Genomic DNA, 19,013 nt, shown 5'->3' with positions numbered 1-19,013 from the left:
ATCCCTGTGGGAGCGAGCCTGCTCGCGAAGATAGCGACGCGGTTTCGGATCAGCCCTGCAGACTCAACATCAACAGTCCGCATGCAAACCCTCGGCTGATCACCCCTCAACACCTGTTATTTCTGACAGTAGCGCCTCAACCCACCTGTTGATACCGTGGAAAAAGCACTGTGCATCGTGATGTGCGGTCGAATAAGCCATGCCAACAGCTTGCATTGCCCGATGTTTTCCGACGCAGGAAACCCGTAGTCCCTGATCCGTATCGCTCTTGACGTTGCCATGGTCCGCCCCGCAGGTGCGGGGCCGGCGCGTCCTATCGAGCGAGGATGGATCATGAGCACACCCGTTTCGTCTCTCAAGCACCTGAGCTTTGCTGTCGTGTGGTTGTTGGCCCTGATCTGCTGGCCGCTCACCACTCACGCTGCCTGCACGCTCGTCCCCACCGCCGGTGATGACACCTTCACTTGCGACAGCGGCACCAGCCCCGGGCTCACCGACACGGGCGGCAATAACAGCCTTTCCTTTCCCGCGGCCGGCACCGGGATCATCAATGACGATGTCACCTTTGGCCCTGGCGCCGATCTGTTGCACATGAGCTCCGGCACCATCGCCGGATCCGTGGACATGGGCGACGGCGCAAATATCGCGCAACTCTTCAATGGCACCATTACCGGATCGTTCCGCCAGGGCGATGGCAACGATACTGCACAGGTCAGTGGTGCCAGCCTCACAACCTTCACCCAAGGAACCGGCAATGACAGTTTCACTATCAGTGGCGGGTCCGTCAGGTCGCTGGACCAAGGGGATGGCGGTGACAGCTTTACCATGAGTGCCGGCACCATCACTGACCTCCTTGAAAACAGTGAGCAAGCACTCATGAGCGAAGGTTCGATTGGCCGGGTCGCGATGAACCTGGACCATAACTCGTTCGAAATGCTGGGTGGGCGGATCGTCGGCGACCTGGACGCCGGCACCGACGACAACAACGTCATCATCAAGGGCGGTAAGGTTGGCGGCAATATCATTGTCAGTGGCGGCGGTAACCTCATCACGGTGACCGGGGGTGAAATCGTTGGACAGGTCCGCGGGGGTACCGGTGATGACTTGTTCTCATGGAACACTGACGGGCTTATTCGATCGGCCATCCTGATGGGTGCCGGCGACGATCAAGCGCTGCTGCTCAATCTCACTGAAACCACCTTATCGTCCCCGTCCAGCATCGATGGCGGCCAGGGCAACGACACACTGACGTTCGACAACAGCCGGTCCGCCAATCCGGGTCGCTATCCCCATTGGGAAACGGTGAACCTGGACAACGGATCGCACTTTGACCTGGACGGCGATTTCGTCCTGGGCGACAGCGTTTCGGCTACGGGTGAGTTCAACATCAACGGCAGCAGTGTGTTGCGGGTCGACCAAGGCAGCATCACCCCTTTCAGCGCCGCTCAACTCGCCACCTTGCACAACAAGGGCCTGATCGACATGACCAGCGGCAGCGCTGCAGCCAGCGCAAGCAACCAACTCACGGTCACGGGCAATTACATTGGCGACAATGGCCAGCTGCACCTCAATAGCGTGCTGGCCAGCGATGACGCCGCCAGCGACAAACTGGTGGTGGATCGAGGCACGCTGCAAGGCTCCACCACCCTCAGCATCGTCAATCTGGCGGGTTCAGGCGATGTGACCCGACAGAACGGCATCCTGGTGGTCGAAGCCCGCAATGGTGCCACGGGCGGCGCTCAGGTTTTCACCTCCGCCGGGGCCGTTTCCGCAGGGGCACATGACTACTACCTGTTCAAAGGTGGCGTTACGCCGGATACAACCCAGAACTGGTATTTGCGTTCAGCCGTCGTTTCGCCACCCCTGCCCGAACCGATAACCCCATTGCCTGGAGTGGAAGACCCAGCCGTGCCCTTGCCTGAACCGGAAGACCCGCCCGTGACGCTTCCCGCGCCCATCAAGTTGCCCACGATCGGACCGTACTTACCAGAGCTGCCGGAAACCAAACCCGGCCAACCACCGATCCCGCTCTATCGTCAGGAAGTCGCGGTGTATTCGGCGCTGCTGCCTGCCGTCAACCAGATGGTTCTGGCCGCACTTGGCACCTTCCACGAGCGTCAAGGCGATCAGAACCAACAGCAACAGGACGGCGCCCTCCCGGCGGGCTGGGGTCGGGTGTATGCCGGCAACAGTCGCCAGAGCTTTGCCGGCACGGTCAACCCACGCCTGGACGGTTCGGTTTCGGGTTACCAGGTCGGCAGCGACCTCTACGGATGGACCACCGATGATGGGCAGACCCGGAAGGTAGGTGTGTTCGTCGGTCACAGTCGCTTGCAAAGCGACATCGACGGCTTCACCGGCGGCTTCCAGCATCGCGACGCCGGCAAAAGCACAGTGCGCGGCGATAGCGCAGGCCTGTACTGGACACTCATCGATCCCTACGGCGGGTACATCGACAGCGTGCTGATGTGGACGGACCTGGATATCAACAGCGAGTCCAATCGCGGGATCAAACTCAACACCCGGGGCCATGCCACGACACTGTCGTTGGAGGCCGGTTACCCGTTGCAGGTCTCCCAAGGCTGGATCCTGGAGCCGCAGGTACAGCTGATCAGCCAACACCGCACGCTGGAGGGTAAAAATGATGGCATCGCCGATATCGATTTTGACTCCGACAATAGCGTAACGGCTCGCCTCGGCGCCCGGCTGCGCGGCACTTATCAGGTGGCCGGCATGCCCCTGCTGCCCTACGTGCGAACCAATGTCTGGCATACCTTGTCCGGCACCGACCGGGTGATGTTCAACAATGTCACGGCGATCGACACGCAGCAGAAGTCCACGACCCTGGACCTGAGCATGGGCATGACCGCGCAAGTGTCGAAGGCTTTAAGCCTGTATGGCGAGGCTGGATACGATACCCAGCTGGACAGCAACGCGCTGAATGGACGCAGGATGACGCTCGGGCTAAGACTGGATTTTTGATGGAACACACACCGACGCCTTCACGAGCAGGCTCGCTCCCACAGGTTCAGGGTTGATCCCTGTGAGAGCGAGCCTGCTCGCGAAGGTAGCGACGAGGTTGCGGATCAACCCTCCGGACTGAGCATCAACACCGCCAACGGCGGCAGATTCAGCACCAGCGACAACGCCTGGCCATGGCTCCCACAGGTTCAGGGTTGATCCCTGTGGGAGCGAGCCTGCTCGCGAAGGTAGCGATGAGGTTTCGGATCAACCCTCCGGACTGAGCATCAACACCGCCAACGGCGGCAGATTCAGCACCAGCGACAACGCCTGGCCATGGCTCGGCGCTTCCTCGGTCGACGCCCCGCCGCTATTGCCATAGTTGGAACCGGCATAGGTCGACGAATCGCTGTTGAGCAACTCGGTCCAGCGCCCGGCAAACGGCACGCCGACCCGATACGCCTCACGGGGCACCGGGGTGAAGTTGGCCACCACCAGCACCGGCCGACCTTCCTTGCTCCAGCGCAGCCAGGCGTAGACGCTGTTGATCGCATCGTCGCCAATCAGCCACTGGAAACCTTGCGGTACGTCGTCCTGTTCGTGCAACGCCGGCTCTTCCCGGTACAGACGATTGAGGTCGCCGACCAGTTTCTGCACGCCCTTGTGTTCCGAGTATTGCAGCAAGTACCAGTCCAGTTGCTGGTCGTGGTTCCACTCGCGCCACTGGCCGAACTCGCACCCCATGAACAACAGTTTCTTGCCCGGATGTGCCCACATGAAGCTCAGGTAGGCCCGCAGGTTGGCGAACTTCTGCCAGCGGTCGCCGGGCATCTTGTCGATCAGCGAATGCTTGCCGTGCACCACTTCATCGTGAGAGATCGGCAGGATGAAACGCTCGGACCAGGCGTACACCAGGCCGAAACTCAGTTCGTTGTGGTGATGGGCGCGGTACACCGGATCCTGCTGGATGTAATGCAGCGAATCGTGCATCCAGCCCATGTTCCATTTGTAGGCGAAGCCCAGGCCACCCTGTTGCGTACTCTGGCTGACGCCTGGCCATGCCGTGGATTCCTCGGCGATCACCAGCGCACCCGGCGCCTCCAGGGCGACCACGTCGTTCAGATGACGCAGGAAGTCGATGGCTTCGAGGTTTTCCCGACCGCCGTGGCGGTTCGGTACCCATTCGCCAGCCTTGCGCGAGTAATCGCGGTACAGCATCGACGCCACCGCATCGACCCGCAGGCCGTCGACGTGAAAATGCTTGAGCCAGTGCAGCGCCGAGGCCAGCATGTAGCCGTGCACCTCGGTGCGCCCCAGGTTATAGATCAGCGTGTCCCAGTCCTGATGAAAGCCTTCCTGCGGGTTACCGTATTCGTACAGCGCGGTGCCGTCGAACTGGGCCAACCCATGGATATCGGTCGGGAAATGTGCCGGTACCCAGTCGAGAATCACGCCGATTTCAGCCTGGTGGCAGGCATTGACGAAGGCCGCGAATTCATCGCCGCTGCCGTAGCGCGCGCTGGTGGCGAATTGCGACAGCAGTTGATAACCCCACGAACCCCCGAACGGGTGCTCCATGATCGGCATCAGTTCGATGTGGGTGAAACCCAGTTCCTTCACATACGGGATCAACCGCTCGGCCAGTTCAGGCCAGGTGTACTGGCGGGCCACTTCACCCAGATCGTCCAGTTCGCATTGCCAGGATCCGGCGTGCAGTTCGTATATCGACAGTGGCGCCGTCGGACGTTGCCGTTCACCACGGGACTGCATCCAGTCCTGGTCCTGCCAGTCGATCTTCAGCGGTGAGGCGACTTTCGAGGCGGTGTCCGGCGGCAGTGAAGTGGCCAGCGCCATCGGGTCGGCCTTGAGTGGCAGAATGCCGTGCGCACCGAGGATCTCGTATTTATAGGCCTCCCCGGCCTGCAGGCGGGGAATGAATATTTCCCAGACCCCGGTGGGATGACGCAGGCGCATGGGATGCCGGCGACCGTCCCAGTTGTTGAAGTCACCGACCACCGACACCCTTCTCGCATTTGGCGCCCATACGGCGAAACGCACGCCGTCGACACCGTCGACCGTTTTCAGTTGCGCGCCGAGGCAACTGCTCAGGTCCCGGTGATTGCCTTCGGCAAACAGATACAAGTCCATCTCGCCGAGCAGCGGGCCAAAACTGTAGGGGTCTTCGGACAGCTGTTCACCACCGGCCCAACGGGTGCGCAGCTGATAGGACTGCGCCCGGTCGAAGTGACCTACGAACAGTCCAGGTGTCTGGGTGACTTCAAGGTTGCCGAGTTCTTCCCCGGAGTCCCTCGCCACCACTTGTACGCTCAAGGCGTCCGGCAGGTAAGCCCGAATATACTGTCCGCCGGCACCATCGCCGTGGGGGCCGAGAATTGCAAAGGGGTCGTGATGCTCGGCGCGCACCAGGGCATCGATATCCCGTGCCCTGGGCAACAGTGCTTCTTTGTGATGATGACCCTGTTCCTTGTTCGAGAAACTCATGACTACTCTCCACCAAGATCGGAAAAGGGTTTGAGCCCACTCAATAACCCGTACAGACCGTGCAACGGCACGGTGAGCCAGGTGGGGCGATTCTCTGCCTCATAGGCCACTTCATACGCTGCCTTCTCCAGGCCGAACAACGCCAGCGCGGCGTCCTCGCCCTCAGGATCTTGCCATGCATGGCCAAGCGTAGCTGCCGATTGCCGATAAGCGACCACAAATGCATGTTTTGCTTCATTTAAATATCGATCGGCAACGCGCTGGCGAGCGGCTTGTGCGCCTTCGGTGGTGTCGACGTTGTGCACGTTGATCGCCATTGCCGCCGCATAGTCGAAGGAACGCAGCACACCGCTGACATCTTTGTACGGGCTGTGTTTGCCCCGACGTTCGTGCAAGGGGCGCGCCGGCTCGCCTTCGAAATCGATCAGGTAGGCATCACCCTTGATCACCAGCACCTGGCCCAAATGCAAATCGCCGTGCACCCGAATGCGCAAGCCCCCGGCAGTCTGTTTCGCCAACGCCTGCACATGGCTGAGGATGGCTTTTTTGTTGTCCAGTATCTTGCTGACCAGGGTTTTGTCCGCCGGGTTCAGTTCGTTTTGATGCTGTTTGAGCAACTTCAACGCATGTTCGATTTGTGCCACGACATCTTTGGCGGTCGCCAGCGCATCTTTTTGCGTGGTGATTTGCGGGGCGAAGTCCGGGTTGTCGCTCGGCGCCGCCAGCACTTGATGCATTTCCCCCAGGCGCTGGCCGAGCATGCCGGCGAAATCCCTCAACTCGCCAAGCGCGTTGTAGTGCTGTTCCTGCTCGGACATGGCATCGGCCAACTCGTCGCGCAATGCCCGTTCGAGGTTGTTCTGCGTCCACTCCCAGGCATCGCCCTGATTACTCAGGTAGCCTTGGGCGATCATCAGCAGATTGTCTTCGCCAGCCCCGTCGCGACGTACCACTGAGCCCAGCAGCGGCGAGATATGGCGGAAACCGGCGTTCGTCAGGTACGCACTCATTTCCAGTTCCGGGTGCACACCCGACGCGACCTTGCGGATCAGTTTCAGCACCAGGCTGTTGCCGACCACCACCGAGCTGTTGGATTGCTCGGCCGACAGATAACGCACCTCCGACTCCGCCGTCAGGCCCAGTCTGGCCAGCTCGGCGGTGGGTTCGAAACGGATCTCGCCGCCATCGGAAGGCAGCACCGTGTTGTTGTGCATGCCCTGCAACACCGCGCGTATAAAGTTTTCCAGGCTGAACGCATCGGTGATCAAACCGACCTGAGGGCCGCGGCGCACCCTTGAAAGAGCAAGCTGCTGCGGCAACGCGGTACCGACCTGATCTTCTGCAATAAAACCGAACGGCAGTTGATACCGGCTGGTCTGGCCGGCGCTGGTCACTTCGATCTCACTCAACAACACCGGGTGTTGCGCATCACCGAAACGCACGCCGTAGGCCAGGTTGACCTGTTCGATGGCGGCGTCCTTGCCGGCGAACCAGCGACGGTTTTGCAACCAGTTCGGCAGGATGCCCTGCTCCAGGGTGTGACGTGACGGTGCCTCGAGCAGTTCTTCCATGCGTTTTTTCAGCACCAGCGTGGTGAAGTCCGGCAGGCTTTGCGCCGGCTCCACGTGCCAGTTCGGCATCTGGTTCTCGGCGGCGAGGCCAAACCAATAGAACCCGTAAGGCGCCAGAGTCAGGAGGAAATTCAACTGGCCGATGGGCGGGAAGGCATTACCGCCGAGCATCTCCACCGGCACCATGCCGACGTACGCCGCCAGGTCCAGCTCCACGGCTTGTGCGCTGCGCGAAACGTTGGCCACGCACAGAATGATTTCGTGTTTGCCATCGGCTGCGGTGTATTCCCGGGTATACGCCAATACCCGGCGATTGGTCGGCGACAGCATTTTCAAGGTGCCACGACCGAAGGCCTTGGATTGCTTGCGCACCGCGAGCATGCGCCGGGTCCAGTTGAGCAGCGAATGCGGGTCGCCGGCCTGGGTCTCGACGTTGACCGACAGGTATCCGTATTGCGGGTCCATGATCGGCGGCAACACCAGGCTGGCCGGATCGGCGCGGGAGAAACCGCCGTTACGGTCGATGGACCATTGCATCGGCGTACGCACGCCATCGCGGTCGCCGAGGTAAATGTTATCGCCCATGCCGATTTCATCGCCGTAATACAGGGTCGGCGTGCCGGGCATCGACAGCAGCAGGCTGTTGAGCAATTCCACGCGGCGACGGTCGCGCTCCATCAACGGCGCCAGGCGCCGGCGAATCCCGAGGTTGATCCGCGCCCGACGGTCGGCCGCATAGTAATTCCATAGATAGTCACGCTCCTTGTCGGTGACCATTTCCAGGGTCAGCTCATCGTGGTTGCGCAAGAAGATCGCCCACTGGCAATTGGCCGGGATCTCCGGGGTCTGGCGCAGAATGTCGGTGATCGGGAAGCGGTCTTCCTGGGCCAGCGCCATGTACATGCGCGGCATCAGCGGGAAGTGGAAGGCCATGTGGCATTCGTCGCCGTTGAGGCCTTTTTTGTCGGTGTCACCGCTCTCTGTTTTACCAAAATACAGCTGCGTGTCTTCCGGCCATTGATTGGCCTCGGCCAGCAGCATGCGGTCAGGGTAGTTCGCGTCGATTTCGGCGCGGATCTGCTTGAGGACGTCGTGGGTCTCCGGCAGGTTCTCGTTGTTGGTGCCGTCGCGCTCGATCAGGTACGGGATCGCGTCCAGGCGCAAACCGTCGATGCCCATGTCGAGCCAGTAGCGCATCACCGACAGCACGGCTTTCATGACCTGCGGGTTATCGAAATTCAGGTCCGGCTGATGGGAATAAAAGCGGTGCCAGAAGTACTGGCCGGCCACTGGGTCCCAGGTCCAGTTGGACTTTTCGGTATCGAGAAAAATGATGCGGGTGCCATCGTACTTTTGGTCGTCATCGGACCACACATAGAAATCCCGCGCCGCCGACCCTTTCTTGGCCTTGCGCGCGCGCTGGAACCAGGCGTGCTGATCGGAGGTGTGGTTGATGACCAGCTCGGTAATCACCCGCAAACCACGCTTGTGCGCCTCGGCGATAAAGCGCTTGGCATCGGCCATGGTGCCGTAGTCGCTGTGCACGCCACGGTATTCGGCAATGTCGTAGCCGTCGTCGCGGCGTGGCGAGGGGTAGAACGGCAAGAGCCAGATGGTATTGACGCCCAGATCGGCGATGTAGTCGAGTTTGGCAATCAGGCCGGGAAAGTCGCCGATACCGTCGTTATTGGAATCGAAATAGGATTTGACGTGAACTTGATAGATGACCGCGTCCTTGTACCAGAGCGGGTCCTTGATGAACGTGGCTGCCTTGGGTTTCTTCGCCATTTGAAACTCCTGTTGAATTCGAAGTAAGCCCCGTTGGAATGGGAGCCTTTGTGGCGAGGGAGCTTGCTCCCGCTCGACTGCGAAGCAGTCGCAAACCTATGAATACCCATCTTCCTGAAGAAACAGGGACCGCTACGCGCTCCAGCGGGAGCAAGCTCCCTCGCCACAAAATCCGATTCCCACAGGAGCGAGCGGAGTATCTAAGAGGTTGTAATCCGCCAAATCCCGAACGGCTGGTACGCCGGGTCGATCCGCATGAACTGGTACTTGCCGTGCCAGGTCCAGCGATGGCCATTCATCAAGTCTTCACCGTGGGTGCTGGCATCATCGGGCAGGCCCATTTCCCACAGCGGCAATTCGAAATTCGCCTCCTGAACGTTATGCGGGTCGAGGCTGACCGCCACCAGGATAAAGTTGCTGCCGTCGGCGCTGCGCTTGCCGAAGTACAGGATGTTGTCATTCCAGGCGTTGTAGATTTTCAGCCCCAGGTGCGTGTGCAGCGCCGGGTTCTGCCGACGGATGCGGTTGAGCTGGGCGATCTCGGCAACGATGTTGCCCGGCGCGGTGAAGTCCCTTGGGCGGATCTCGTACTTCTCCGAGTTGAGGTATTCCTCCTTGCCCGGTATCGGTGCCGCTTCGCACAGTTCAAACCCGGAATACATGCCCCACAAACCGGAACCCATGGTCGCCAGCGCCGCGCGGATCAGAAACCCCGGGCGCCCGGACTCATGCAGGAAGGCCGGGTTGATGTCCGGCGTGTTGACGAAAAAGTTCGGCCGATAACACTCGCGCCACGGCGATTCGTTGAGCTCGGTGAAGTAGGTCGCCAACTCCTGTTTGGTGTTGCGCCAGGTGAAGTAGGTGTAGCTCTGGGAATAACCGACCTTGCCCAGGCGCGCCATCATCGCCGGCGTGGTGAAGGCTTCGGCGAGGAAGATGACGTCGGGATACAGCGCCCGCACGTCGGCGATCAGCCATTGCCAGAACGGCAGCGGCTTGGTGTGCGGATTGTCGACACGAAACAGCTTCACGCCCTCAAGGACCCAACCAACGACGATATCGCGCAACTCGACCCACAGGCTCGGGATCGCCTCGACGGCATAAAAGTCGACGTTGACGATGTCCTGGTATTTCTTCGGCGGGTTCTCCGCGTATTTGATCGTGCCGTCCGGGCGCCAGTTGAACCAGCCAGGATGCTGCTGCAACCAGGGATGGTCCTGGGAACACTGGATGGCGAAATCGAGAGCGATCTCCAGACCATGGTCGGCGGCGGCGGCCACCAGGCGACGGAAGTCTTCGCGAGTGCCCAGTTCCGAATGAATCGCCTCGTGCCCGCCCTCCTCGCTACCGATGGCATAAGGGCTGCCCGGATCATCCGGACCTGCCGTCAGGGAATTGTTCGGGCCTTTGCGATAGCTGCGGCCAATCGGGTGGATCGGCGGAAAATACAAGACGTCGAAACCCATGTCCTGAATCATCGGCAACCGCGAATGCACATCGTTGAACGTACCGTGCCGCGCCGGATCGTCGGTGATCGAACGCGGAAACAACTCATACCAACTGGCAAACTGTGCCAGTGTACGCTCGACATCCACCGGGAACTCGGGACTCAGGCTCAGGTAAGCGCGCAGATCGGCCTGGGCCATCAGGTCGGCGCTACGTTGGTGCAGAAACAGGGCGACCTGCTCGGTTTCCAGCAGCCCGGACAGTTCATGGTGCAACGCGGCCAGTTGTTCGCGCAGCGGTCCTTCCGCCCGATCGGCGGCTTGTTGAACCTGAAGGCGGCCTTCCTGCAGTTCCAGGCTGACGGACACGGCGGCCAGGTGCTTTTTTTCCAGCTCATAGCGGAAGCTGGCGAACTGATCGATCCAGGCTTCGATACAGAACACACAGCGGCCCTGCTCCTCGACGCGGAACGCGCCTTGCCAGCCGTTATTGCCCAGATCGGCCATGACTTCGCTATGCCAGACCTCCTCGCCATCGGCACGCCAACGCACGCGCACGGCGAGCTTGTCGTGACCGTCGGCAAACACCTTGCTGGTCACCACCACGTCCTGGCCCACAACAGCCTTGACGGCAAACTGCCCGCCTTCGAGGGTCGGCATGGTGTTTTCAATCACGATTCGCGGCAGCAGCAACGCCTGAGACAGCGGAATGTGCGGGTTGTAGCTCAACTCAGTCGGTTTTTCAGCAGTCATCGAGCATCTCTCCTTTACGCCCCAAGGACGCTCTTGTGTCTGATCGTCATCCACATCGGTAGATCCCTCGCCGAATGAACTCACTTAGGTTCCGAGCGACTGGTGCGTGCAAAAGTTCATCGGCAATTGACTGGAATCAAATCCCTCGCACGGCGGTCAACCAACTTAAGCACGACTCACGCCATGTGCCACTGGAGGCTTGAACGATGACCAATCCATTCCCCGCCAAAACCCCCGACCCGAACATCGACGATCCGGTGATCCCGCCGACCGATCCGCAACCCGTGCCCGAACAAGAGCCGCCAGGCAGCACCCCGCCACCCCGGGAAGAACCGCCGACGACCATGCCGCCGGTGATCGTCAATCCCTGAATTTCCACACATCCCCTGTGGGAGCGAGCCTGCTCGCGATGACGGTATTCCTGCCATGACAGAGGCGGCGGATGTCCCGGCCTCTTCGCGAGCAGGCTCGCTCCCACAGGAAATGGCAGCGTGACGCCTACGAGGAGTCGCGGTCCTTTTCGAACCTGTTCACAATCATCGGCATTACGCCGAGGATCAGTAACGCCAGGAACGTACTGAGTACCGCTGTCGCCTCCCGGCCCAATCCGGCCGAAACGCCGATGGCGGCGGTCATCCACAATCCGGCGGCCGTGGTCAGGCCTTTGACGTGGCCCTCATCACCGTCCTGGTTCTTCAGTATGGTCCCGGCACCGAGAAAACCGATCCCGGCGATCACCCCCTGCACCACCCGGCTCATGGCATCCGCCTGGGAACCGGACATCTGCGGCACCAGCACGAACAGCGCCGCGCCGAGTGCCACCAGCATGTGGGTGCGCACGCCCGCGGCCTTGCCCTTGTGTTCGCGTTCAAAACCAAGAATCCCGCCCAGCACCGCCGCCATCAGCAGGCGCACGGTAATACGGGTCAGTTGCGAGGCATCGCCGATGTCGGCAAATTCTGCTTGCAGGGTCACCCAGACTTCATGCCACCAGGCGTTCATGGCGCTGTCCTTGTGAAGGGCTATGGAAGATGGACCGCGCCGACCATTAATCGGTTGCACAGAACGATAGTCGGTGCCAATGCCCTAACGTGTAACCCGTCGCAAAAAAGGATCACGTCATGTCCGTACGCATCCAGAACCAGACCTGTTTCTTTACCACTGAAAATGGCGAGGAAATTCGCCTGTGCCCCGATGTGACCATCATCACTGACAGTGACAAAGCCATGTCAGCGGTAGACCTCAACGGCCAGCGCATCTACATCACCGAAGCAGAAGCCGACGCATTGACCGTAGCAGGCGCGGTGGATGGTCGCCGGCATTTGAAGGCTACGGACAGTGATTCGGTGATTTGACTGACCCGCATCAACAACCTCCGCAAGCGCCTGGTATAGGCGTTTGCGTCCCGCCGCGACGGGTGCTTCAACTTGTCGCATGCCAGCCTTCAGAAACCATCTGATCCGGTTTTTATTGCAATACCTGAGTCTGTTATGCAATCAGATCGCCGCTCATAGTGCTCATGCCTGATGGAGGCTGATGAGCGAAAGACCATGAGCGAGCTAATCCCCGTCCGAACCGTAGAAAGCACCACGCCAGTCAAGATTCATGAACCTTCACGCCCAAAGATGAAGGTCAAGACCAGTGACAACCTGATCCACACCCGCAGCTTCACCGGCCTGTTCCGTAACCTGCGCATCAGCGGCGCAGGCTTCCTGTTCCTGCTGTTCTTCGGCACGGTGTGGTTGAACTGGGGCGGCCGCCAGGCGGTACTCTGGGACCTTTCCGAAAGCAAATTCCACATCTTTGGCGCGACGTTCTGGCCGCAGGATTTCATCCTGCTTTCGGCGCTGCTGATCATCGCCGCATTCGGTCTGTTTGCGATCACCGTATTCGCCGGACGGGTCTGGTGCGGCTACACCTGCCCACAGAGCTCCTGGACCTGGATCTTCATGTGGTGCGAGAAAATCACCGAAGGCGAACGCAACCAGCGCATCAAGTTGCAAGCCGCGCCCTGGGGCCTGAACAAGTTGATGCGCCGCTCGGCCAAACACACTTTGTGGCTGGCGATCAGCCTGCTGACCGGCCTGACCTTCGTCGGTTACTTCACGCCGATCCGCCCGTTGGCCGAAGAGCTGCTGACCTTGCAGATGGGTGGCGTCAGCCTGTTCTGGGTGTTGTTCTTCACCGGCGCCACTTACATCAATGCCGGTTGGCTGCGCGAAGCGGTGTGCATGCACATGTGCCCCTATGCGCGGTTCCAGAGCGTGATGTTCGACAAAGACACCCTGACCATCTCCTACGACGTCGCCCGTGGCGAAAACCGTGGCCCGCGCAAACGCGAGGTCAAACCGGCGGAAGTCGGCCTGGGCGATTGCATCGATTGCCAAGTCTGCGTCCAGGTCTGCCCCACCGGCATCGACATCCGCGACGGCTTGCAGATGGAATGCATCGGTTGTGCGGCGTGCATCGACGCCTGCGATTCGATCATGGACAAAATGGGCTACGAACGCGGCTTGATCAGCTACACCTCGGAGCATCAGTTGCAGGGCGGCAAGACTCACCTGCTGCGGCCACGCTTGATCGGCTACACCACCGTGCTGCTGGTGATGATCGCGGCGCTGGTGGTCGCGCTGATGGAGCGGCCGATGGTGTCGCTGGACGTGAGCAAGGACCGGGGCCTGTTCCGCGAGAACAGTCAGGGGCAGATCGAAAACATCTACAGCTTGAAGGTCATCAACAAGACCCAGCTGCGCCAGGACTACCACCTGACCCTGGTCGACGGCGACGGCTTCCAGTTGCAAGGCAAGTCCGAACTGAGCCTGGCGCCCGGCGAGATCGTCGATGTGCCGGTATCAGTAGCGATGACGACGGAACGGCCAAGCAGCAGCTCGCAGAGCATCAGCTTCAAGATCGTCGACAGCGATGAGCCCGGCATTTTCAGCGTGGCGAAAAGCCGGTTTGTTGCGCCGCTGAACCGTTGATCCCTTAGACTGCGGTGCCCTCATTCGCGAGCAGGCTCGCTCCCACAGTTGACCGCATATCCCTGTGGGAGCGAGCCTGCTCGCGAATGAGGGCACCACGTAATTTCTGATAGACACATATCGGGCACTCGATGAAACGCTACGAAAAATTCGCCGACGACATCGCTGAACTGATCCGCTCCGGCGTCCTCGGCCCCGGCCAGCGCGTGCCGTCGGTGCGCTACGCCAGCCAGACCTACGGCGTCAGCCCGTCCACGGTGTTCCAGGCCTATTACCTGCTCGAACGTCGTGGCCTGATCCGCGCCCGGCCGCGCTCCGGCTACTTCGTCAACGCCCATGCGCCACGGCCGTTTTCCGAGCCGGTCATCAGCAGCCAGGTCAACGAATCCACCGAAGTCGACGTCAGCGAGCTGGTGTTCTCGGTCCTCGACTCGATCAAGGACCCGAACACCGTGCCCTTCGGCTCGGCATTCCCCAGCCCGACGCTGTTTCCGCTGCAACGGCTGTCACGCTCGCTGGCCAGCGCCAGCCGCGAGATGGACCCGCGCATGGTGGTCACCGACATGTCACCGGGCAACCCGCAACTGCGCCGGCAAATCGCCCTGCGCTACATGGTCGGCGGGCTGATGCTGCCGATGGAAGAACTGCTGATCACCAACGGCGCCCTGGAAGCGCTGAACCTGTGTCTGCAAGCCGTGACCCAACCTGGCGACCTGGTGGCCATCGAGGCCCCGGCCTTCTATGCCTGCCTGCAGATTCTGGAGCGGCTGAAGCTCAAAGCCGTGGAAATCCCGGTGCACCCGCGCGACGGCATCGACCTCGGCGTCCTGGCGCAAACCCTGGAACGGCACCCGATCAAGGCCTGCTGGTGCATGACCAGTTTCCAGAACCCCATGGGCGCGACCATGCCTGAAGCGAAGAAACAGGAGCTTGTCGAGCTGCTGCGTCAGCATCAGGTCCCGTTGATCGAGGACGATGTCTACGCCGAGCTGTACTACGGCCAGCAGGCACCGAAGCCGGCCAAGGCGTTCGATACCGAAGGGCTGGTGATGCATTGCGGTTCGTTCGCCAAGAGCCTGGCCCCGGGCTACCGCGTCGGCTGGGTGGCCGCCGGGCGTTATGCGCAGAAAATCGAACGCCTGAAGCTCATGACCTCGCTGTGCGCCTCGATGCCGGCCCAGGCCGCCATTGCCGATTACCTGCAACACGGCGGCTATGACCGGCACCTGCGCAAACTGCGTTACGCCCTGGAGGAACAGCAAAGCGCCATGCTGTCGGCCATTGCCCGCTATTTCCCGGCCGATACCCGCGTCAGCCAACCGGCCGGCGGCTACTTCCTGTGGCTGGAACTGCCGGCGCAGATGGATTCGTTGAAGTTGTTCCAGATGGCACTGGCGCAAGGGATCAGCATCGCGCCGGGGCCGATTTTTTCGCCGGCCCAACGGTTCAGGAATTGTATTCGGTTGAATTACGGCAGCCCGTGGACGGAAGACGCGGAAAAGGCGATGGAGACGTTGGGGCGGATTGTGCGGTCGTTCTGATGATTTGATGTTGTTTGGACCGCCGCCTTCGCGAGCAGGCTCGCTCCCACAGGGGTACGCGATCAACTGTGGGAGCGAGCCTGCTCGCGAAAGCGGCGGTTGAGATTAAGTCAATCCAATGCCTAACGCCCACCACCCAGATCAACAAAAGTCCCGGTCGCATAAGAAGCCTTGTCCGACAGCAACCAGACAATCGCCTCGGCCACTTCATCCGGCCGCCCGCCCCGGGCCATGGGGATGGCCGATTCAAGTTTGCTGACTCGATCCGGATCGCCGCTCAGCGCGTGGAAATCGGTGTAGATGTAACCCGGTCGCACCGCGTTGACGCGAATCCCCTCACCCGCCACTTCCTTGGACAGGCCGATGGTGAAGGTGTCGAGCGCGCCTTTGGAGGCGGCGTAGTCGACGTACTCGTTGGGGGAACCGAGCCGTGCGGCGACCGAAGACACGTTGACGATGCTGCCGCCCTGCCCGCCGTGCTTGGGCGACATGCGCAGGATCGCGTGCTTGGCGCACAGGACCGGCGCCAGCACATTGGTCTTGAGGATTTTCAGAATGCGGAATTCGGACATTTCGTCGACCCGGGACTTGTGCCCCACGGTGCCGGCATTGTTCACCAGCGCCGTGACCCGCCCCAGTTCGTTGTCCACGCGATGAAACAGCGCGATCACTTCATCTTCGATGCTGACATCGGCGCGCACTGCAATGGCTTGCGCACCCAAGGCACGGACTTGCTCCAGCACACCTTGCGCGGCCTCTTCGTCAGACTGATAGTTGATGCAGATCCGATAGCCTTGCTCGGCGGCCAACAGGGCTGTGGCGGCGCCAATGCCGCGACTGCCGCCGGTGATGACAATGACTTTTTCCATGCAAGCTTTCCCCGTTTCAAGCGTATGCGGTCGGGGGGAAGAATAACCGGCCTTTTCGGTTTTTGCATGGCTTCGGTGGTGTTTGCCCGGACGCCATCGCGGGCAAGCCCGGCTCCCACAGGTTTTGCATATCCTGTGGGAGCGTGGCTTGCCCGCGATGAACGATAACGCGGTCTATCAGGCCAGCGCCAACTGCTCAGAACGGTGAATCTCCTTCATGAACCGTTCAGCCGGCAGCGGATGCCCGAGCAAATAGCCCTGCAACGAATCGCAACCGAGTTGAGTCAGGAAGTCCTGCTGCACGCCGGTCTCCACGCCTTCAGCGACGATACGCAGGCCCAGCGCCTGACCGAGGGCGACGATGGCGGAAACGATGGCGGCATCGTCGCTGTCACGCTCCAGGTCACGCACGAATCCGCGGTCGATCTTCAGCTCATTGGCCGGCAGGCGCTTGAGGTACATCAGGCTCGAATAACCGGTACCGAAGTCATCGATGGACAGATCGACACCCATTTCCGACAGCTCCTGCAGCACTGTCATGCTCGCATCGGCATCACTCATGGCAGTCGTTTCGGTAATTTCCAGGGTCAGGCTGTTGGCCGGCAAGTGGTGCGTGGCCAGGGCCCTGGCCACGCTCTGCACCAACCCGGCGTGGCAAAACTGCAAGGCCGAGAGGTTCACCGCAATGCGCCAGTCGGTGTAGCCGAGGACGTACCACTCGCGCATCTGCCGGCAGGCTTCGTTGAGCACCCAATCGCCAATCGGGATGATCAGCCCGGTCTTCTCCGCCAGTTCAATGAACTTGTCCGGCAGCAGCATGCCCTGGGTCGGGTGTTCCCAGCGCAGCAACGCTTCGGCGCCGACGGGCTTGCCGTTATTGGCGTCGAACTTGGGCTGGTAATACAGGCTGAACTGTTGTTGCTCGACAGCGTTGCGCAGGTCTTGCAACAGTTGCAGCTGCTTGCGCGCGTTGCCGTTCATCGAGGCGTCAAAGAAGCTGTAGCCGTTTTTGCCCGCGCCCTTGGCGTGGTACATCGCGGCGTCTGCATTCATCAGCAATTCATGGGCGGTCTGACCATTGCCCGGATAGAGCGCAATGCCGACGCTGGCGGAGATTTGCAGATCGTGTTCGGCGACGCGGAACGAACGCGCGATCAACCCGACCTGACGCGCCGCCAGGTTCATCGCGTCATTCTGTTCGCTCAATTGCACCAGCAGCACGAACTCGTCGCCGCCGATACGCGCCAGGGTGTCCTGACTGCGCAAATCCTCGCGCAACCGCAGGCTGACTTCACGCAACAGCTGGTCGCCCATGTGATGGCCGAAGGCGTCGTTGACTGGTTTGAAGCCATCCAGATCGATGAACATCAACGCAAAACAGCCGCCCTCGGCGTCCACACGGGACATCGCCTGATCGATGCGGTCAGCCAGCAACACGCGATTCGGCAGGCCGGTCAGGGTGTCGTGCAGGGCCAGTTGGGTCAATTCGCGGTTGGCTTCGGTCAGTGACAAGGCCAGGCTGGCGGTGCGGGCTTCCAGGCGCGCATCGAGGATCGAGGTCAGCAAGGCGATGCTCAGCACCGCCAACGTGGTGATCAGCACCAGGTTGTCCAGGCCATTGCCGTTCAGACCGTTGCTGGCTGCACCGCAGAAACTGCCATCGGGAAAACGAGCCGCCGCCATGCCGGTGTAGTGCATGCCGACGATGGCAATCCCCATGATCACCGCTGCGCCGCCGCGGATCAGGCGCACATGGGGCGTGTGCTGACGCAGATGAAACGCAATCCATAAGGCCGCCCCGGACGCGCCAACCGCAATCAGCAACGAGGCGCTGAAGAGCGTCGGGTCGTAATCGATCCCCGGCTGCATGCGCATGGCGGCCATGCCGGTGTAATGCATGGCGCTGATCCCCGCGCCCATGGCCAATGCGCCGAACGCCAGTTGCGAGGCCGGCAATTGCGGCTGACTGACCAGCCACAGGGCAAAACCGCAGGACAGGATACCGATCAGCAGCGACAACAACGTAAGGGAGACGTCGTAACCCAGGTCGATTGGCAGCTTGAACGCGAGCATGCCGATAAAATGCATCGACCACACGCCGACGCCCATGGCGAAAGCGCCGCCCGCTGTCCATAAATGCACGGCACGCCCCTTGGCGGTGGCGATACGCCCGGTCAGGTCGAGCGCCGTGTATGAAGCGAGAATCGCGACACAGAGCGAGATGATAACCAGCGTGGGGGAATAACTACCGATGAGCATAAGACGTCTCGCCACCGCCCCCCGTACTGCTTCCTTTCTCGGTGGGGCAAATCGGGCGATTGTACTGATTCCGCCATTGAACGCACTGAAAAAGTAATCATTTAGCCATCAGGCCGATGAAACGCTTGTTTTAAGGTTTTACATTAACTGAAATTCGGGTTTGAAAACGACGTGGCAGACCCATTCGCCAGCATCCCACCGAGCAATGTGGCGAGGGAGCTTGCTCCCGTTGGGTCGCGAAGCGCCCCTGAGATCGGTCCCCCCATGCTCAGATAAATCGAGCCAGTATTACGACCGCTTCGCGCTCGAGCGGGAGCAAGCTCCCTCGCCACAAGAAAAGCGG

General features: G+C 60.8%; 11 protein-coding genes. 5 read left to right on the top strand and 6 right to left on the bottom strand.

All coding sequences use genetic code 11. From position 1 onward, the window contains the following. Positions 1–333: 333 nt before the first annotated feature. Positions 334–2,982: an autotransporter outer membrane beta-barrel domain-containing protein gene (locus CKW21_RS11670; RefSeq protein ID WP_095194121.1), complete on the top strand. Its 2,649-nt coding sequence runs from the start codon at positions 334–336 to the stop codon at positions 2,980–2,982. A gap of 246 nt (positions 2,983–3,228) precedes the next feature. Here CKW21_RS11670 and glgB read toward each other — a convergent pair whose 3' ends face one another. The 3 genes from glgB to CKW21_RS11655 all read right to left on the bottom strand — a co-directional run bounded on the left by glgB (position 3,229) and on the right by CKW21_RS11655 (position 11,020). Next, a complete protein-coding gene (gene glgB / locus CKW21_RS11665) occupies positions 3,229–5,463 on the bottom strand; it encodes a 1,4-alpha-glucan branching protein GlgB (RefSeq protein WP_095194120.1) in 2,235 nt (744 codons plus the stop codon). Between the two features lie 2 nt (positions 5,464–5,465). After that, the gene (treS, locus tag CKW21_RS11660) at positions 5,466–8,822 is read right to left on the bottom strand and encodes a maltose alpha-D-glucosyltransferase (protein WP_095194119.1); all 3,357 of its coding nucleotides are present in this window, start codon (positions 8,820–8,822) and stop codon (positions 5,466–5,468) included. 200 nt (positions 8,823–9,022) lie between these two features. Beyond that, positions 9,023–11,020: an alpha-1,4-glucan--maltose-1-phosphate maltosyltransferase gene (locus CKW21_RS11655; protein WP_095194118.1), complete on the bottom strand. Its 1,998-nt coding sequence runs from the start codon at positions 11,018–11,020 to the stop codon at positions 9,023–9,025. Between the two features lie 206 nt (positions 11,021–11,226). Between CKW21_RS11655 and CKW21_RS31490 the strand changes: the two genes are divergently transcribed. After that, positions 11,227–11,391, top strand: a complete 165-nt coding sequence (locus CKW21_RS31490) for a hypothetical protein (RefSeq protein ID WP_170948655.1) — start codon at positions 11,227–11,229, stop codon at positions 11,389–11,391. A gap of 127 nt (positions 11,392–11,518) precedes the next feature. Here CKW21_RS31490 and CKW21_RS11650 read toward each other — a convergent pair whose 3' ends face one another. After that, positions 11,519–12,022 (bottom strand): MgtC/SapB family protein, encoded by a 504-nt coding sequence (locus CKW21_RS11650; RefSeq protein ID WP_095194117.1) that lies wholly within the window; start codon positions 12,020–12,022, stop codon positions 11,519–11,521. A 119-nt stretch (positions 12,023–12,141) separates the two neighbouring features. On the opposite strand from CKW21_RS11650, the gene CKW21_RS11645 reads away from it, so the two are divergent. The 3 genes from CKW21_RS11645 (at position 12,142) to mapR (ending at position 15,542) form a co-directional block, all read left to right on the top strand. After that, entirely contained in the window at positions 12,142–12,375 is a 234-nt protein-coding gene (locus tag CKW21_RS11645) for a DUF3203 family protein (protein ID WP_095194116.1), read from the top strand. A gap of 195 nt (positions 12,376–12,570) precedes the next feature. Then, positions 12,571–14,001, top strand: a complete 1,431-nt coding sequence (gene ccoG / locus CKW21_RS11640; RefSeq protein ID WP_095194115.1) for a cytochrome c oxidase accessory protein CcoG — start codon at positions 12,571–12,573, stop codon at positions 13,999–14,001. A 131-nt stretch (positions 14,002–14,132) separates the two neighbouring features. Next, positions 14,133–15,542, top strand: coding sequence for a GntR family transcriptional regulator MpaR (mapR, locus tag CKW21_RS11635; protein WP_095194114.1), 1,410 nt, complete (start codon positions 14,133–14,135; stop codon positions 15,540–15,542). A gap of 122 nt (positions 15,543–15,664) precedes the next feature. On the opposite strand, the gene CKW21_RS11630 is transcribed toward mapR, so the two are convergent. Both CKW21_RS11630 and CKW21_RS11625 read right to left on the bottom strand, forming a co-directional pair. Further along, positions 15,665–16,411 carry an SDR family oxidoreductase gene (locus tag CKW21_RS11630; protein ID WP_095194113.1) on the bottom strand — a complete coding sequence of 249 codons (747 nt, stop codon included), beginning with the start codon at positions 16,409–16,411 and terminating at the stop codon, positions 15,665–15,667. A gap of 177 nt (positions 16,412–16,588) precedes the next feature. After that, a complete protein-coding gene (locus CKW21_RS11625; protein WP_095194112.1) occupies positions 16,589–18,670 on the bottom strand; it encodes a bifunctional diguanylate cyclase/phosphodiesterase in 2,082 nt (693 codons plus the stop codon). Between the last annotated feature and the right edge of the window lie 343 nt (positions 18,671–19,013).

This window comes from Pseudomonas sp. Irchel 3A7 (assembly GCF_900187565.1).
Taxonomy (GTDB): domain Bacteria; phylum Pseudomonadota; class Gammaproteobacteria; order Pseudomonadales; family Pseudomonadaceae; genus Aquipseudomonas.
The sequence above is the reverse complement of the archived record's forward strand: the minus strand, read 5'-3'. Positions and strand labels throughout refer to the sequence as shown.

What these genes read in the sequence shown, in the direction of transcription:
- CKW21_RS11670 (WP_095194121.1), top strand. Translation starts at nt 334, where the DNA reads ATGAGCACACCCGTTTCGTCTCTCAAGCACCTGAGCTTTGCTGTCGTG.
- glgB (WP_095194120.1), bottom strand. Translation starts at nt 5,463, where the DNA reads ATGAGTTTCTCGAACAAGGAACAGGGTCATCATCACAAAGAAGCACTG.
- treS (WP_095194119.1), bottom strand. Translation starts at nt 8,822, where the DNA reads ATGGCGAAGAAACCCAAGGCAGCCACGTTCATCAAGGACCCGCTCTGG.
- CKW21_RS11655 (WP_095194118.1), bottom strand. Translation starts at nt 11,020, where the DNA reads ATGACTGCTGAAAAACCGACTGAGTTGAGCTACAACCCGCACATTCCG.
- CKW21_RS31490 (WP_170948655.1), top strand. Translation starts at nt 11,227, where the DNA reads ATGACCAATCCATTCCCCGCCAAAACCCCCGACCCGAACATCGACGAT.
- CKW21_RS11650 (WP_095194117.1), bottom strand. Translation starts at nt 12,022, where the DNA reads ATGAACGCCTGGTGGCATGAAGTCTGGGTGACCCTGCAAGCAGAATTT.
- CKW21_RS11645 (WP_095194116.1), top strand. Translation starts at nt 12,142, where the DNA reads ATGTCCGTACGCATCCAGAACCAGACCTGTTTCTTTACCACTGAAAAT.
- ccoG (WP_095194115.1), top strand. Translation starts at nt 12,571, where the DNA reads ATGAGCGAGCTAATCCCCGTCCGAACCGTAGAAAGCACCACGCCAGTC.
- mapR (WP_095194114.1), top strand. Translation starts at nt 14,133, where the DNA reads ATGAAACGCTACGAAAAATTCGCCGACGACATCGCTGAACTGATCCGC.
- CKW21_RS11630 (WP_095194113.1), bottom strand. Translation starts at nt 16,411, where the DNA reads ATGGAAAAAGTCATTGTCATCACCGGCGGCAGTCGCGGCATTGGCGCC.
- CKW21_RS11625 (WP_095194112.1), bottom strand. Translation starts at nt 18,670, where the DNA reads ATGCTCATCGGTAGTTATTCCCCCACGCTGGTTATCATCTCGCTCTGT.